The sequence below is a fragment of the Streptomyces sp. NPDC020490 genome (assembly GCF_044335305.1).
Taxonomy (GTDB): Bacteria; Actinomycetota; Actinomycetes; order Streptomycetales; family Streptomycetaceae; genus Streptomyces.
The window spans coordinates 53,409-67,353 of record NZ_JBIRUY010000029.1 but is presented as its reverse complement, the minus strand read 5'-3'; the positions used below and the strand labels follow the sequence as shown (position 1 = coordinate 67,353).

At 72.8% G+C, this 13,945-nt stretch carries 12 protein-coding genes; 8 read left to right on the top strand and 4 right to left on the bottom strand.

Features of this window, described 5'->3' with window-relative positions; all coding sequences use genetic code 11:
• Positions 1 to 240: 240 nt before the first annotated feature.
• Together ACH4ZX_RS27405 and ACH4ZX_RS27400 are read right to left on the bottom strand one after the other, a co-directional pair.
• Entirely contained in the window at positions 241 to 3,510 is a 3,270-nt protein-coding gene (locus tag ACH4ZX_RS27405; protein WP_398278027.1) for a tetratricopeptide repeat protein, read from the bottom strand.
• The gene (locus tag ACH4ZX_RS27400) at positions 3,507 to 4,886 is read right to left on the bottom strand and encodes a helix-turn-helix domain-containing protein (RefSeq protein WP_398278024.1); all 1,380 of its coding nucleotides are present in this window, start codon (positions 4,884 to 4,886) and stop codon (positions 3,507 to 3,509) included. The genes ACH4ZX_RS27405 and ACH4ZX_RS27400 overlap by 4 nt, the downstream gene beginning before the upstream one ends.
• Before the next feature lie 193 nt (positions 4,887 to 5,079).
• Here ACH4ZX_RS27400 and ACH4ZX_RS27395 point away from each other — a divergent pair, with 193 nt between their 5' ends.
• The 8 genes from ACH4ZX_RS27395 (at position 5,080) to ACH4ZX_RS27360 (ending at position 12,190) form a co-directional block, all read left to right on the top strand.
• Positions 5,080 to 6,072 carry a hypothetical protein gene (locus ACH4ZX_RS27395; RefSeq protein WP_398278021.1) on the top strand — a complete coding sequence of 331 codons (993 nt, stop codon included), beginning with the start codon at positions 5,080 to 5,082 and terminating at the stop codon, positions 6,070 to 6,072.
• An 80-nt stretch (positions 6,073 to 6,152) separates the two neighbouring features.
• The gene (locus tag ACH4ZX_RS27390; RefSeq protein ID WP_398278018.1) at positions 6,153 to 6,707 is read left to right on the top strand and encodes a hypothetical protein; all 555 of its coding nucleotides are present in this window, start codon (positions 6,153 to 6,155) and stop codon (positions 6,705 to 6,707) included.
• Between the two features lie 169 nt (positions 6,708 to 6,876).
• A complete protein-coding gene (locus ACH4ZX_RS27385) occupies positions 6,877 to 7,509 on the top strand; it encodes a hypothetical protein (protein ID WP_398278015.1) in 633 nt (210 codons plus the stop codon).
• Between the two features lie 38 nt (positions 7,510 to 7,547).
• Positions 7,548 to 8,933 (top strand): hypothetical protein, encoded by a 1,386-nt coding sequence (locus ACH4ZX_RS27380; protein ID WP_398278012.1) that lies wholly within the window; start codon positions 7,548 to 7,550, stop codon positions 8,931 to 8,933.
• Complete coding sequence (locus ACH4ZX_RS27375; protein ID WP_398278010.1) at positions 8,930 to 9,760, top strand: hypothetical protein; 831 nt, start codon at positions 8,930 to 8,932, stop codon at positions 9,758 to 9,760. The genes ACH4ZX_RS27380 and ACH4ZX_RS27375 overlap by 4 nt, the downstream gene beginning before the upstream one ends.
• Positions 9,757 to 10,278 (top strand): Pycsar system effector family protein, encoded by a 522-nt coding sequence (locus ACH4ZX_RS27370; RefSeq protein WP_398278007.1) that lies wholly within the window; start codon positions 9,757 to 9,759, stop codon positions 10,276 to 10,278. Before ACH4ZX_RS27375 ends, ACH4ZX_RS27370 begins: the two co-directional genes overlap by 4 nt.
• Before the next feature lie 636 nt (positions 10,279 to 10,914).
• Entirely contained in the window at positions 10,915 to 11,502 is a 588-nt protein-coding gene (locus ACH4ZX_RS27365; protein WP_398278004.1) for a restriction endonuclease, read from the top strand.
• A 13-nt stretch (positions 11,503 to 11,515) separates the two neighbouring features.
• Positions 11,516 to 12,190 (top strand): isochorismatase family protein, encoded by a 675-nt coding sequence (locus tag ACH4ZX_RS27360; RefSeq protein WP_398278001.1) that lies wholly within the window; start codon positions 11,516 to 11,518, stop codon positions 12,188 to 12,190.
• Between the two features lie 298 nt (positions 12,191 to 12,488).
• On the opposite strand, the gene infA is transcribed toward ACH4ZX_RS27360, so the two are convergent.
• Together infA and ACH4ZX_RS27350 are read right to left on the bottom strand one after the other, a co-directional pair.
• Positions 12,489 to 12,713, bottom strand: a complete 225-nt coding sequence (infA, locus tag ACH4ZX_RS27355; RefSeq protein WP_383874982.1) for a translation initiation factor IF-1 — start codon at positions 12,711 to 12,713, stop codon at positions 12,489 to 12,491.
• The gene (locus ACH4ZX_RS27350) at positions 12,710 to 13,501 is read right to left on the bottom strand and encodes a GNAT family N-acetyltransferase (protein WP_398277997.1); all 792 of its coding nucleotides are present in this window, start codon (positions 13,499 to 13,501) and stop codon (positions 12,710 to 12,712) included. The genes infA and ACH4ZX_RS27350 overlap by 4 nt, the downstream gene beginning before the upstream one ends.
• Between the last annotated feature and the right edge of the window lie 444 nt (positions 13,502 to 13,945).

The window sequence follows — 13,945 nt, the reverse complement described above, 5'->3', positions numbered from 1 at the left end:
CCACCTCCTGAAGCACACGAATTCGCACGTCGCTCCCTCCTGTGTGCGGGCAGCCCTGAGGTCCCCCCTCGGCTCCCTCGGCGACCACGCCGCGGGCCACCAGGCTGCGCCGATCAGGCCTGCCACCGCGACGTTCCGTGCCAGGATTCGAGCAGGTTCGAAGGGACGCCGCGCGGCCCGGCGGCACCGGACAGTGGCAGGGCCTCGAGCCGACCGCGGACGCTGCCGGACCATGAGCGCTCAGGGCGCGGGCCTCTGGAGATCGTCCCGGCGCTTCGTCGCCTCGGCGTGGATCGCGGGGGCGTCGGGCAGGCCGGCCCGTTCGTGCAGGACCGCCTGGGCGAACAGGGCACTGGTCAGCACCGCTTCGTGGCGGCCCCCGAGCGTCGCGGCCTGCGCGCGCCGCAGCTCCACGGAGGCGTCGATGGCCTCGATCATGCGGTCGGTGGCCCCCTCCACGTGGCTCGCCGCCGCGGCACGGGTGTGCAGCGCCCCCGCCAGCGCCTCGGCGTGCGCCTGCTCGTCGAGATCCCCGAGCGAGCGGTAGACCGCCACGGCCTCGGCGGCGGTCTGCTCGGCGTACGGCCACTGCTTCGCCCGCGCGAGCAGCGCCGCGAGGTTGCCCAACGCGTGCGCGAGGTCCGCCGGACGGCCCTCCGGGTCGGACCGGCGGATGCGGACCGCCTCGACGGCCGCCGCCAGCGCCTCCTCGAGATTGCCGGCCGCGCCGTGCCGGGCGGCCAGCGTGGTGAGCGCGACGGCCAGGCGCGGCCGGTAGACCCCGTGCAGGGCCTCGGCCAGGCGCCGGTGGGCCTCCACCGCCTCCACCGCCGAGGCGAGCGCCTCGGTGTGCAGGCCGTTCGCGGACTGCACGATCGACAGGTTGACGAGCGCCGAGGCCAGCCGGACGCTCGGGTTGGAGGCGTCCTCGGCGAGACCCGGGTCCGTCTCGACGAGGACGCGCAGCAGTTCCACCGCCTCCACGACGGGGGCGAGCGCCTCCGCGCGCCGGCCCGCCCTGGCCAGCGCGGACGCGTGGTGGTTCAGGGCCTCGGCGTACTTGAGCAGGTGCGCGTCGGGGTTCTGGTCGGACAGGCGGCGCAGCACGTCCACGCAGCGCGCGGAGACCGCGCATGCCTCGCCGGGATCGCCGAAGCGTTCCCACTGGAGCGCCAGGTTGCCGAGGGCGGTGGCCAGTTGCGCCTCGTACAGCACCGGACGGTCGGCGGCGAGCCCTTCGAAGATCCGTACGGCCTCCTGGCCGGCCGTGAGACCCTCGGCCCGGTGGCCCCGCTCGGCGAGGTCGGCGCCGAGGACGTCGAGCGAGAGCGCCAGCTCGGGCAGGTAGACATCGCTCTGCTCGCACAGCTCCTTGCGCACCTCGACGGCGCGGCGGATCGTGCGCAGGCCCCGCTCCCGCTCGCCCGTCTCGTCGAGCATGACGGCGAGGCTGTGCAGGGCGCGGCCGAGGTCGGCCAGATGCGTCTGGCGGCTGTCCGCCGCGAGCTGCTCGAAGAGCCCGGCCGCCTCCTCGGCCGCGAGCAGGCCCTCCCGGCGGCGCCCGCTGCTCTTGAGGTGGTAGGTGTAGCGCAGCAGCAGGCGGGCGGTGGCGGCCGGGTTGACGGACGCGTGCTGTTTGGCGTTGTCCAGGGTGAGTTCGCTGGCGAGCACCGCCAGGTCGGCGAGGGCGACGCTCTCGTCGGGCAGATGGGTGAGGACCAGACGCACGGTGTGGTCGTCGTCGTGCGCCTGGAGGGCGTCCAGCAGAGTCCGGGCGAAGACGCGCGGATTCTCCAGCTGGGGCGCGACCTCCATGCCCAGGGGGAGCATGCGGTCGATGTCGTGGGTGAGCAGCGCGGTGACGGTGCGGGCGGCGACCGGGTGGCGTACGGCGGCGCGGCCGAGGACGGTCAGCGCCCGGCGGGCCTGGCCGTCGTCCAGCCCCGGCAGGGGGGCGGTGGCCACCTCGGGGAGGGAGGCCAGGACGCGCGAGACGTGTTCCTCACCGAGCCGGTCGGGGCGCAGGGGGTGCAGTCCGGGGCCACCCTGGAGGACGGCCGAGGCCCAGCGCAGATGGCGGCGCCGGAGCGGCACGGACGCGTCCTCGAAGGTGGGGGTGTCCGACAGCAGGGCGAGCGCCCCCTCCTCGGTACCGGCCCCGAAGAGGGTCGCGACCGCGATCAGCGCGTCCGCGTGCAGCGAGGTGTCCTCGGGGAGCCCGTGGACCGCCAGCAGCCGTCTCCAGTAACGGCGTTCGTGGGCGAGCACCCGGGCCACCGGGTCGGGTGAAGCCGAAGGAACGCTGCCCAGCGGCTCGTCCTGTTCGAGCAGCGCGACCATGGCGGCGGCGTGCACGTCCAGGATCCGGTCGTAGCGGGCGGCGCACAGGTCTGCGGGGACCACGGCGGCCTCGGGGCGGGTGCCGGCCAGGTGGGCCGAGAACTCCTGGGCCGCGCCGACGAACTCGGCCTGCCGCTGCGCCGCGGACGGCACCAGCGGGGCGAGCCGGCGTTCCGTCATGACCGCGAACAGGACGGCGATCCGGTCGTCGGCGTGCTCGGCGAGCGGGCGCTGCCACTCCCCGCCGGCCCGGCTGAGCAGCAGCAGACGCACCGGCCCGGCGCCGGCGTCGCGGCGTACGCACTCGGCGGCTAGCACGAGCAACTGCTCGGCGCGGGCCTCGGCGTAGTCGAGGACCAGCAGGAGGGGCGCGGTGCAGCGGGCCAGCACGGCGAGGTCGTCCGGTGCGCAGGACTCGTCGACGAACCCCGCCAACCAGCCCCGCTCGGCGGCCTGTCGGCACAGGTGCAGGGCGAGGCGGGTCTTGCCCTGGCCGCCGGGCCCGGTGATCAGGCGTACGGCCGATCCCGCCGGTTCCTCGCACCAGGCGTGGAACTCCTCCTGCTCGGTCTCCCGGCCGTGGAAGGGTACGACGCCGTACTCGGCGCGCAGCAGCATGCTGGGGACGGGCTCGGGGGGCAGTTCCTCGGCGGGCAGCAGGACGCGGTGGGCGAAGGTCTGCGGGGTCAGCACCGCGAGTTCCGCGAAGAGGCGATCCAGTCGCAGGTCCTGGTAGTGCATCCGCAGGTACTGGCAGCGTTCCAGTCTGGCGAGGTCGTCGGGCAGTTCGGCGGCCGAGGGCATCCGGATGCGCCGCCCCCGGTCGACCAGGACGGGGACGACGGGGATCCCGTGCTGGAAGGCGTGGGCGAGTTCGCGGCGGACCCAGTCCTTCTCCAGATGGATCCGCGGGGTGCCGTGGGCGTCGGTGACGGTCAACCACTCCGGTCCGATCAGGGCGATCAGGACGGAGGAGCGGGTGAGGCCCTCGGGGAGGGCTTCGGTGAAGTCCTCGGACAGACGGATGGAGCTGCTGGCGAAGAACACCTGCTCGTCGCCGAACCGGTCGGCCAGCAGGCGGTGCAGCAGCGCCGCCTCCGTCTCACAGTCGCCCACCCGGTAGTTGACGAAGATGCCGGTGGGCACGGGCGCGGGCACGGGCGCGGTCATGCGGCCGTACGGCGGGACGCCTGGCGGCTGACGACGGGCAGCAGCTCCGCGACGGCCGGGTGCCGGCGGTGCCGCGACAGGGCCCGGACACAGCCGCGCAGGTCGGTGCGAAGGGTGGCGGAGTCGAGGCCCGGCGCGACCGTGAGGACGTCGCGCAGCGTGGCGCAGGCCCGGTCGACGTCGTTGGCGCCGAGCGCGGCGAGCGCGACCCTGACCTCGAACCGGGCCCGCGCCCGGTGCGCGTGGGCCGGGATGCGGCGCGCCTCGGCGCCCAGCAGGCCGAGCGCCTCCTCGTGGTGGCCGAGCACCTGCAGGCACCAGCCCCTCGCCATGGCGGCGGGATCGGCGACGTGCCGGGTGCCGTAGTGACCGCTCCCGTGACCGGCGGCGTAAGCGGCGCCGGACGCGGCGGCGAGGGCGGCCCCGTCGGGAACCGGACCCGCGGCCGGACCCGGAAGCGAGCCTTGGACCGGACCCGCGACCCCATCCACGGCCGTGCCCGAAAGCGCCGTGCCGGAAAGCGCCTTGCCGGAAAGCGCTGTGCCCGAAAGCGCCGTGCCGGACAGCAGGCTGTACGCGTCGTCGAGCGCGCGGCGGCAGCGGAGGTCGTCGCCGCTGAGGGCGTGGCCCTGGGCCAGGCGCAGCAGCGCCCGCACCCGGGTGGCCGGGGAGGCCCTGAAGCCGGCCGCGGCGGAGGCGAGTTCGACGGTGGCGGCGCCGTCGTCGCAGTAGAGGGCGAGCAGGGAGCGCCGCAGGACGGCGTTGGCCTCCATGTCCGGTGAGCCGACGTGCCGGGCGAGGGAGGCCGTGGTGCGCGCCCAGCCGAGGGCGGACCGTTCGTCGTCGGCCTCCTGGCACATCCACGCGATGAACTCCGCGTAGCGGCCGGCCAGGGACAGCAGGTGCCCGGCCTCGGGGCCGCGGGCGTGCGCCGCCATGCCGCGCAGGGCCCGCACCTGTGCGGCCGCGCTCTCCAGCACGGCTCCCGGGCCGGCGCTTTGCGCGGTGGTCCGCAGGCCGTCCAGGACGGTGGTAAGCGCCGCGACGACCGGGGTGGCCGCGCCGGCGGACAGCGTGGCGGGCAGTGCGGGCAGGGCGGCCTCGTCGGGTAACGCCGCCGCGGGCGCCGACCCTGCGGGCCCGCCCGCGCCTCGCGCCGCGTCGTCGGTCCGGCCCGCGCCCAGCGCCGCGAGGAGGCTGCCCCGGGCGTCCAGCGCCGCGTCACAACTCGCCGCCAGTTCCCGGGTCGGTGTGCGCAGGCCGTTCTCCACCTTGCTCAGGTGCCCCGGAGAGTAGTGCGTCCGCGCGGCGAGATCCGACAGGGACCACTGCCGTTCGCCCCGGTACCGGCGCAGTCGCGTGCCGAAGGATTCCACGGTGCGCTCCAAGGTCTTGCCTGTTGCCGGACCACCAGGCTAGCGGGCAACCCCTGGGCACGCGTGCGGTATCGGCCCATCCTGGGAGGACTGTCGATCACGGCCGCAGGGTCGCGCGGGCGGGAGCCCGCGGGACGCCGGGAATCGGCCATCGGCGTTGATCACCTCCGATACGGCGAAAGGCGGAGCCGGCATGCGAGCGGGAGCACGGACCCCGGCACCGCGGCGCCCGGACGGCGCTGAAGGGAACAGGACGCCCATCCGGGACCAGGACTACGTCCTGCTGAAGGACGGCCGGATCCTGGCGGTGCACGGCCACTGCCACCCGCCCGGACACCTGGTCGGGGAACTGGCCTTCGTGCCGTCCACGACGGGCGGGTACGCGCTGTTCGGGTCCCGGTACCGCAAGGCGTACGTGGTGGACGGGCGGGGGATGTCCGAGCGGGAGCGGGAGCTGGTCCGCTTCCCGACGGGCACCTGCTTCGACCACGCGCACCCCTTCTCGGCGAAGTCGATCGTGCCGCTCTCCCAGGTCGACCTGCACCTGTCCGCCGCCGTCGACCCGCGCACCGACACGGTGCCCGGCTCCTTCCTGCGCCGCTACGCCGAGTCCCATCTCGCCGAGCTGGCCCGCGTCCTGGGGGACGCGCTGCCCGCCGGCCCGCTCGGACTCACGGGATCGGCCCGCCTGCTGCTCGGGGACCCCGCCGTGTCGAGCATGCACGACTACGACGTGGTGTTCGACGTGGGCCCGGAGGCGGCCGTCCGTATCACCCGGCGCCTGTCGGCCCACGGCCGCGCCCATCCCGAGGCCCGTCTGCGTGAGCACGGCAAGGACTGGCGGATCCGGCTGCGCACCGGCGCGGGCATCCTGTGCCCCTTCTTCCGCTACGAGGACCCCGCCGACGCACCCCTCACCGGCCTCACCGCCGCCCGCACGCTGCTGCGGAACGTGACGGTGAGCGGCCGGGTGGTGGCGGACGCGCACAGCGCGTATCTGCCGACCCTGCTCGGCCTCGTACCCGAACAGGTGTCGGCCGCGCTGCCCGGTGAGGTGGCCCGCCGACTCCCGGTGCTCGTCAGTCACATGCGTGACCGCGGCGACTTCCAACGGGGCGACCGGGGCACGTTCACCGGGGACCTCTGCCATCTCGGCACCCCGGCAGGCGACTTGGTGGCCCTGTAGGTGGTGGACGGGGCGGACTCACGGCTGGACGACCCGCCCTGGCGGCTTCCCGGCAGCCCCGCGCCGACGGCGGCCCGCCGATGACCCCGCTCTCCCCGGACCTGGCCGCGCGGGCCTGGCGGCAGGCGGTGGCCGACAGCTGGGGCGACCGCTTCGGGGCGGTGGAGGTGACGTGCGAACGGGTCGGCCTCCGTTCGCTCAGCAGCGTGATCGAGCTGGTCGCGTTCGACCCCTACACGTCGGCCCAGGCACTGCTACGTGCGTTCACCCGCGCCGGGATCGCCCCGTACCGGCCCGTCATCACCGGGCCGCCGCCGGACGGCACGCTGCTGCTCGGCCCGCTGGTCGAGCGTCACCCGAACGGGTTGCTGATCCTCGACGGGGTCCACCGCTGCCTGGCCGCCCTCCGGCAGGGTCTGGGCACCGTGTGGGTCTCGGTGCTCACCGCCGAGACCCATCCGCCTCCGGCAGGATCGCCCGTGCCGCTCACCGAGGTCACGCCCTCCGGCTCGGTACGCACCCGCACCCCCTTGTTCCGGCACAGCGGCAACCCCGACTTCCGGCCGACCGACGTCTTCCTGTCCCGGGCGCAATCCCGCGCCCGGCGGGAGATCGAACGCCTCCGCGGACCCTAGAGTGCGACCGCAGACCGCAGACCGCAGACCGCAGACCGCAGACCGCAGACCGCGAACCGCGAACCGCAGACCGCGGATTGCAGGCTGCGGACCGCAGACCGGGAATCGCAGAACGCGAACGCCCTCGCGGACCGCGGAGACCATCGAACAGAAAGCAGAGAGTGACCCCATGACCAACGCTGACTACTCCTGGGACCGGGACTCGGACCTCAACGACGAACGCCTGGACGCCGCCGTCGTCCCCCAGCGGTACGCGCTGACCGCCCCCCAGGTGGTCGTCAACAGTGCCAAGGAAATCCTCGTGGTGGACCCGCACCCGGCCGGCACCTGGGACACCTGGATGTTCCCCTACGCGTCGCTCATTCTGACGCGCGACGAACTGGCCGCCGCCCCGGACGGCCCGGACGACGGCAGCCGCCCGATCCTGGCCCTCACCGAGGGATCCACGTTCCGCGCCCTCTCCGACGCGTTGGAGCAGCTGCGCGTCGGCCGTCAGGACGCCTACGTATCGGCCATCCAGACCGGGGTGAACAACGTCATCGCCGACCTGAACGGCACCTGGAACGGGACGCCGTTCTACACGAACTACTCCCTCAAGTTCTCCAAGACGTCCAACAGTTACACCGCCTACGAGTTCAGCTACTTCCTCAACCGCGTCGCCGCGCTCGATCCGGAGCTGCCGCACGTGTGGATCGAGCCGTCCCGGCTGGCGGAGGAACTCGCCCGGTCCGAGACGCCGTTCGGCCGCAAGGTGTCGTCCAACGTGGCGGACGCGCTGCCTGCCATCCGGTCGAGCATCTGACCCCCGGCGGGCCGTGAGGGTGAACAGAGAGTGAGTAGATGACCTACCAGGTCCTGACCGACGAGAGCCCGGGGAAGATGCCGCTCCCGGTGCCCCCGTCACAGGTGTGGATCATCTCGACGCTGGAGATCGCCGTCTCCTGGCAGGACGACCACCACCTGATGCTCGTCCACCCGAGCTATCCGCTCGCCGGACAGCGCAACAGCCCGCCGCACGACGATGGGTACTGGGCGCCGCCGTTCGTCGCCTACCCGGTCCCGATCGAGTTCTCGCCGCCCACGACGGCCGGATCCCTGCTGCAGCTCGCCACCGATGCGGCGGGCCGCATCGACATCGAGCGGGACCTCAACCACCTCGCCTACCAGATGGGCCTGCGGGACACCCAGCTCCGGCGCCGCAGCCCCTTCATGGAGTTGAAGGTGTCCCCGCGCTCCCCGAGCACGGTGAAGGCGTACTACATCCTCCGGCACGGCCTGGTGGGCGTGGACGCCTCCAGTTCCCGCAACCTCGCCGACCCCGAGCAGCGGCGCGGCTACGTCTTCCTGCCCCTGCGCGGGTACCTGACGGCGACGGAGGTGCGTCCCGGCGAGGAGCACGGCCGCAGCGAGCGCTGGTTCCTCGGCAAGCCGCTGATGAGCAACGTCGAGTACGTCCTCCAGGAGGAGATGCGCCGGCTCGTCATCAGCGAGGAGGGCCTCGACGTACCGCCGGAGCTGTTCCACCGCAAGGAGCGCGGGGTGCTGTGCGTGGTGGACCTCGCCGGATACGGGACCGCGCTGCGGTACGCGTTCGAGTACATGCACACCTTCTCCACCACCGCGGACCGGGCGCAGGACGAGTTCCGCAGGCAGGTCGCGCACGAACTGCACACCATGCTCGGCGACCTCGGCACCACCCAGGCCCAGTTCGCGGGCGACGGGTTCGTGGCCGCCTTCCCCGAGCGGGCGTTCACGAACACCACCGCGCTGATCTCGAACATCGTCACCCGCTGGGAGGCCCTCGTGGGCCTCATCGAGCGGCTCAACGGCTCCATACGCGCGCCCGAGAAGCGCGTGGGCACCCGCATGGTGCTCCACCAGGGCGACTACAGCTACGGCCGGATCGCCGGCACCCGCAGTTTCGCCGCCGCCTTCGACGGCACCGCGGTGATCGAGGCGGTCCGGCTGGAACAGGGGCTGGCGACGGCCTCGAAGGAGAGGAGTGCACCCATGTTCGCGTCCCTTCCACGGCGATCGCATCTGGTCGCGGTGAGCGGGCAGCTCGCGGAGCAGGTGAAACCGTCGGAGTCGGGGTCGCCGTTCGGTGACTGGACGGCACTCGGCGAAACGTCCCTGACCGCCAAGGAGTACGAGGGCGACGCCTTCGTGTACCAGGTGCGGACGGCGGAGACCGAGCGGCCGTCCCCGGCGGGGGAGACGCGGTGACCCCGACCCCGGTCGGCGACCCCGCGGCCGTACCCGTACCCGGACCCGGACCGGGCCCCGTCCCCGTGTCCATACCCGGACCGGGCCGTGAGCCCGCGCACCTGCGCTTCCTCGACGAGGCCGCCGCCGCGACCGGGGACCTGCTGGCCGGCACGGTGGCCGCGATCCGGGCGGGCCGGCTGGGCCGCGGGCTGTGGCACCCCACCGGCTTCGCGACCTTCGAGATCGCTCAGGTCCCCGCGCTGGGCCTCGTCCGGGTCCACTTCTGGCCGGACGGGCTCCGCCGGGGCCTGCCCGGCCACCCGTCCATCCACCAGCACTGCTTCCGCCTGTACTCCCGCGTCCTGGCGGGCGAGTACCGGGAGTCGCAGTACGGGCCCGTCGACCCGGGCCCGCACGACCCGCGCGAGGTGCCGCCCGGCGCGCGGCGCCTGCGCGTCTACGAGGTCCGGCCGACGGGGGTGACGGGCAGGGACGAGCTGCACGAGACCGGCGAGGACCTCGACGTGGTCCCCACCCTGCGCGCCGCCCGCTTCCCGGCCGGGACCTGGCACGAGGTCCCGGTGCGCACGTTCCACGCGACGCCGATCGCGCGCAACCGGTTCTGCGCCACACTGGCGGTGCTCAGCCTGCCGGTCCCCGGGGCCGCCGACGTCCTGCTCGGCCAGCCGGGCGGGGGTTCCTCGGTCAGTATGAGGCGCGTGGTGACCGACGGTGAACTGGAGCTGATGCGCCGCCAGTTCATCGCCGCCACAGACTCGGCCGCGCCTGTCCCCGCCTCCCCGGACCCCGCCTCCCCGGACCTCACCTCGCTGGACTCGCGGTGACCGGCCCGGGACCGGACAGCGCGGAGTTCCGCGCCTACGCGGACCGGCTGCTGGCCGACGCCCGCAACGAGGTCCGGCAGGCCGACGCCAAGGCGTCCCTGCTGCTGGCCGGGGCGGGGGTCGCCCTCGGGGCGGCTCTCTCCGCGGCGCTCAGGGGCCGGGTGTACGCCCGGCCCATGACCGACGCTGTCGCCTGGCTGTGGTGGGCGGGCCTGTGCGCTGCGGTGGCGGGGGTGACGCTCCTCGGCTGGGCCGTCTGCCCCCGCACCCGCCGCACCACAGCGGCCCCGGCGCACCTGGTGAGCTACTTCGGCGATGTCGTCACCCGTCCGAAGGAGACGCTGGAGGACCGGCTCGTACGGACGCTGCGGACCCCGGGCGCCTCCGTCGTCGACCAGATCTACGAGGTGTCGAAGATCGCCGCCACCAAGTACGCCCTCATCCGGCGCGCGCTGCTCCTGTTCGGCACGGCGGCCGTCCTCTGCGCCACCGCCCTTCTGGTGGGCCTGACCGGATAGACGGCGTGATCCGCCCCCCCTGCTACTGCCGTACCTGTCCCAGACCCTGACACCGGACGGCGAGCCCTGTGACCTCTTCACCGAGGTCCTCGAGGTCCTGGCCGAGGGTGGCATGCACGTCACCCTGGAGTGAGGAGCGGTTCGGTAGCCGGGCGGTCCCGGCGGCGGGCTGCGCACCCGGACCTGGGCACCGGGAATGGTGGGTGCTGCCCGGGCTGCTGGCTGCGGGCCCTGGCCCAACCAGCTCCGCTGGGGCCTCACCGCCACCACACCGAAGGATTCTCACGGCTACGCGCGGCCCCGACCGCGTTCCTCAACTGGTGACATGTGGGGCCTGTTCCCTCCCTGGCTGGGGAGCGGACAGGCCCCTTGCCGTTGCGACGGTGCGTGCCAGGCTTACCGAGGTCAAGCCGTCATGGGGTCGGTCGTGATCTGTTCGAGCGGGGGAGCAGTGCGTCGGGGTCGTCGCGTCTCGGGCTCCGGCGCTCGGCATGTCCTCAACCAGTGCAGGGGTAGCCCTGGCGGGAGGAACCGGGAGAGACGACGCGCCGGGACAGCCGGCCGTCATGGCGCTGGATGGGCGGCCCGACGGTTGGGGAGCAACAGGTCAGCAGACCGCAGAAGGGGGACCCGCTCATGGGGACAGTGCTACTCGCTGTGGCAGCCGTGGCGGCCGTGGCAGCCGTCGGGATCGTCGTCGCCAAGTTGGTGAGCGCCGGACGGCACGAGGCGCAGGCGGAGCAGGCCCGACTGGCCGAGGACGCGCGCCGCCGAGCCCGCCGGTCATTGGACGCCGTCTGGTCAATGGACGACCGGCAGTTCGAGGAGTACGTCGCCGATCTGTGCCGCCGGGACGGCTGCACCGACGTGAAACGAGTCGGCGGCGCCGGCGACCTCGGGACCGACGTCACCGGCCTCCTGCCCGACGGCCGCCGCTTCGTCATCCAGTGCAAGCGCTACGCCAAGCACCGCACGGTCGGCAGCCGTGACATCCAGACGTTCAACGGCACCGCCCGTGCCGAACACGGCGCCGACACCCCCGTCTTCGTGGCGTCGTGCGTCTTCACCAAACCCGCCCGTGACTTCGCCGCCAAGCACCGACTGGTACTCATCGACGTCAACCTGCTCGGCTTCTGGAACAGCGGCACCGCGCTGACATCGTTCCTGGACCTGGACATCGGCAGGTCCGGCACCAACCGAAAACTCCGCCCGGACCACGAATGACAGGAATCCCGTCGTGACCGAGAAGGAGGCCCGCACGCATGCCTGGCACATCGAGGACCGTGAATACCGGCGCCAGGAGCAGCGCCGCGGCCGCCGGTTCGCCTACAACAGCCTCCACCCAGCCCGGACCGTCCTGGTGGTGGTCGACATGGTGCCGTTCTTCGTCGACGCCAACCCCTACTGCCGCGGCATCGTGCCGAACATCCAAAGCCTCGCCGACCGGCTGCGCACGGCCGGCGGAACGGTGGCCTGGGTGCTGCCCGCACGCACCGAACGCACCCCGGTCGGCGACGAGTTCCATGGCCCTCAAGCCGCAGAGATGTTCCGCAACTCCGGCGGCAGCGGCCCGCTACCGAAGAGGCTGTGGCACGAGTTCACCGTCAGCGCCGGCGATGTCCTGGTGGAGAAGTCCGCACCCAGCGCCTTCTTTCCCGGCCGCTGCTTCCTGCCCGAACTCCTGCACAAGCGCGGGATCGACACAGTGCTGGTCACCGGCACGGTGACCAACGTGTGCTGTGAGTCCTCAGCCCGCGACGCCTTCACCCTCGGATACCGGCTCATCATGGTCGCCGACGCGAACGCCGCCGGCCGCGACCAGGACCACAACGCGACCCTCCACACCGTCTACCGCTCCTTCGGTGACGTACGTCCGACAGCCGAGGCGCTCGCCCTGATCGACAACCGCTGAGCACTGCGAACAGCCGCAGCGGACCGAAGGCGCCCGCTGCGACCGGCACGCCGGCAAAGAGGGGAACCCTTTTCCCCTCAACTCAACAACGAGCGTACCGAGGCCCGTCGCTACAGCGGCCGCGTGTCGCCTGGCAACTGCTGCCCCCGCAGCTGGGATTGGGCCCGGCCCAGACCTGCTGGCGGTGGATGGAGCGGTGGCCGCCGCGGCCGTGCGAGCCGTCATCGGGGCCCCGGTCACGGAAACGCCGTGACCGGGGCCCCGGGAGATCAGCCACCGTAGAAGGCGCCGACCGCCGCTAGTTCCGGTACCGGAACACGATCCGGCCGCGCGTCAGGTCGTACGGCGGCAGTTCCACCAGCACCCGGTCTTCCAGCATGATCTTGATGTAGTTCTTGCGGATCTTCCCGCTGATGTGCGCGAGCACGTGGTGGCCGTTCTCGAGCTCCACGGTGAACATGGCGCTGCGCAGGCACTCGACGACCTTGCCCTCGACTTCGATGACGTTCTTGTTCTTCGTCATCGCACCAGCTCCAGGTTGCTGCTCATCGGCCGGGCGCCGATGCCCTCGAACAGCGCCGAGGCTGCTTGATTGGACTCCTGGACCTCGGTCCAGGCCGCGGCGAACCCGGAGCGGTGCAGCGTACCCAGCGCGTGGGCCAGCAGCGCCCGCGCGATGCCGCGGCGCTGCTCGACGGCCCGGACCGCGACCAGCCCGATGCGCGGCCGGTTCACCGTCACCACCCGGATCAGACCCAGGTAGCGGTCCGGCGCCGCAGCCACTGCGTACTTCGCCGGGTCGACGATGGTGTCGCCTTCGGGGCGGGGAATCACCTCCGCGGGCATCGACTGCCACCCGACGGTCGCCTCGACCTCGTCACGGACCGCGCGGTCCACCGCCCGCAGCAGATTCTCGTCCGCCTGACCGGCGGGCACGATCGTCACGCCCGAAGGCGGCAGGACCGCTCCGAGCCCTGTGACCCGCGGGTCGGTCGGCACGGCGTACTCCCACTCGCGGCGCCGGATCGTGAAACCGGCCCGCCGCCAGCCGGCTGTCAGCTCGACGTCGGCTTCGTCGACCACCGTGTACAGCGGCGCCGGGAGTTGGGCCAGCATCGCCTCGGCGAGCCGGTCGAAGGCGACGTCGTGCCAGGCGTCGATGCTGACGAACAAGCGTCCATCGGGCCGGTGCTCCGCATGCCCGCGGCCGACCACCAGGTCGTCATCCAGCGCATGCCATTGCCTGTCCGCGACGCGCGTGATCACCACCGCGTTCCCGCTCAGGCCAGATGTGAAAGGCTTCGTGTTCATCGGAGTCTCCTTCCAGGAGTGCCTCGATCTCAGGCGCTCCTGGCGACACCGAACGTCAGCCGCCGGACCGTGACGGGTTGAGGGAGCACCCACGGGTAACTGTGTTCACGGGGCTCACCTCCATACGACGACTTCACGGTCCACCGCGAAAGTAGCAGCGGCGCGCCGCCTCGCTCAAACCATTTCCGGCGAGGGAGCGCGGCCGTCGGCGCGTTCTCCTGAGGGGTGACAGTCGAGCCACCGGCCCGGTCGAGCACCTGCGTACGGGCCTCCCGATCGCTCCGGTGGACGAGCCGACTTGTAACCAGCGAGGGGATGTCGGACACCTCACCACCCGGCCCGTCAGTGCGCGGCCTGACCGCTGCCCGGCAGAAATCCAGGTGACCGGTGACGACGGTCCTCCTTAGGATCGGGCGCTGCACATCTTGTCCTTCCGCCCCCCGA

What these genes read in the sequence shown, in the direction of transcription:
- ACH4ZX_RS27405 (WP_398278027.1), bottom strand. Translation starts at nt 3,510, where the DNA reads ATGACCGCGCCCGTGCCCGCGCCCGTGCCCACCGGCATCTTCGTCAAC.
- ACH4ZX_RS27395 (WP_398278021.1), top strand. Translation starts at nt 5,080, where the DNA reads ATGCGAGCGGGAGCACGGACCCCGGCACCGCGGCGCCCGGACGGCGCT.
- ACH4ZX_RS27390 (WP_398278018.1), top strand. Translation starts at nt 6,153, where the DNA reads ATGACCCCGCTCTCCCCGGACCTGGCCGCGCGGGCCTGGCGGCAGGCG.
- ACH4ZX_RS27385 (WP_398278015.1), top strand. Translation starts at nt 6,877, where the DNA reads ATGACCAACGCTGACTACTCCTGGGACCGGGACTCGGACCTCAACGAC.
- ACH4ZX_RS27380 (WP_398278012.1), top strand. Translation starts at nt 7,548, where the DNA reads ATGACCTACCAGGTCCTGACCGACGAGAGCCCGGGGAAGATGCCGCTC.
- ACH4ZX_RS27365 (WP_398278004.1), top strand. Translation starts at nt 10,915, where the DNA reads ATGGGGACAGTGCTACTCGCTGTGGCAGCCGTGGCGGCCGTGGCAGCC.
- infA (WP_383874982.1), bottom strand. Translation starts at nt 12,713, where the DNA reads ATGACGAAGAACAAGAACGTCATCGAAGTCGAGGGCAAGGTCGTCGAG.
- ACH4ZX_RS27350 (WP_398277997.1), bottom strand. Translation starts at nt 13,501, where the DNA reads ATGAACACGAAGCCTTTCACATCTGGCCTGAGCGGGAACGCGGTGGTG.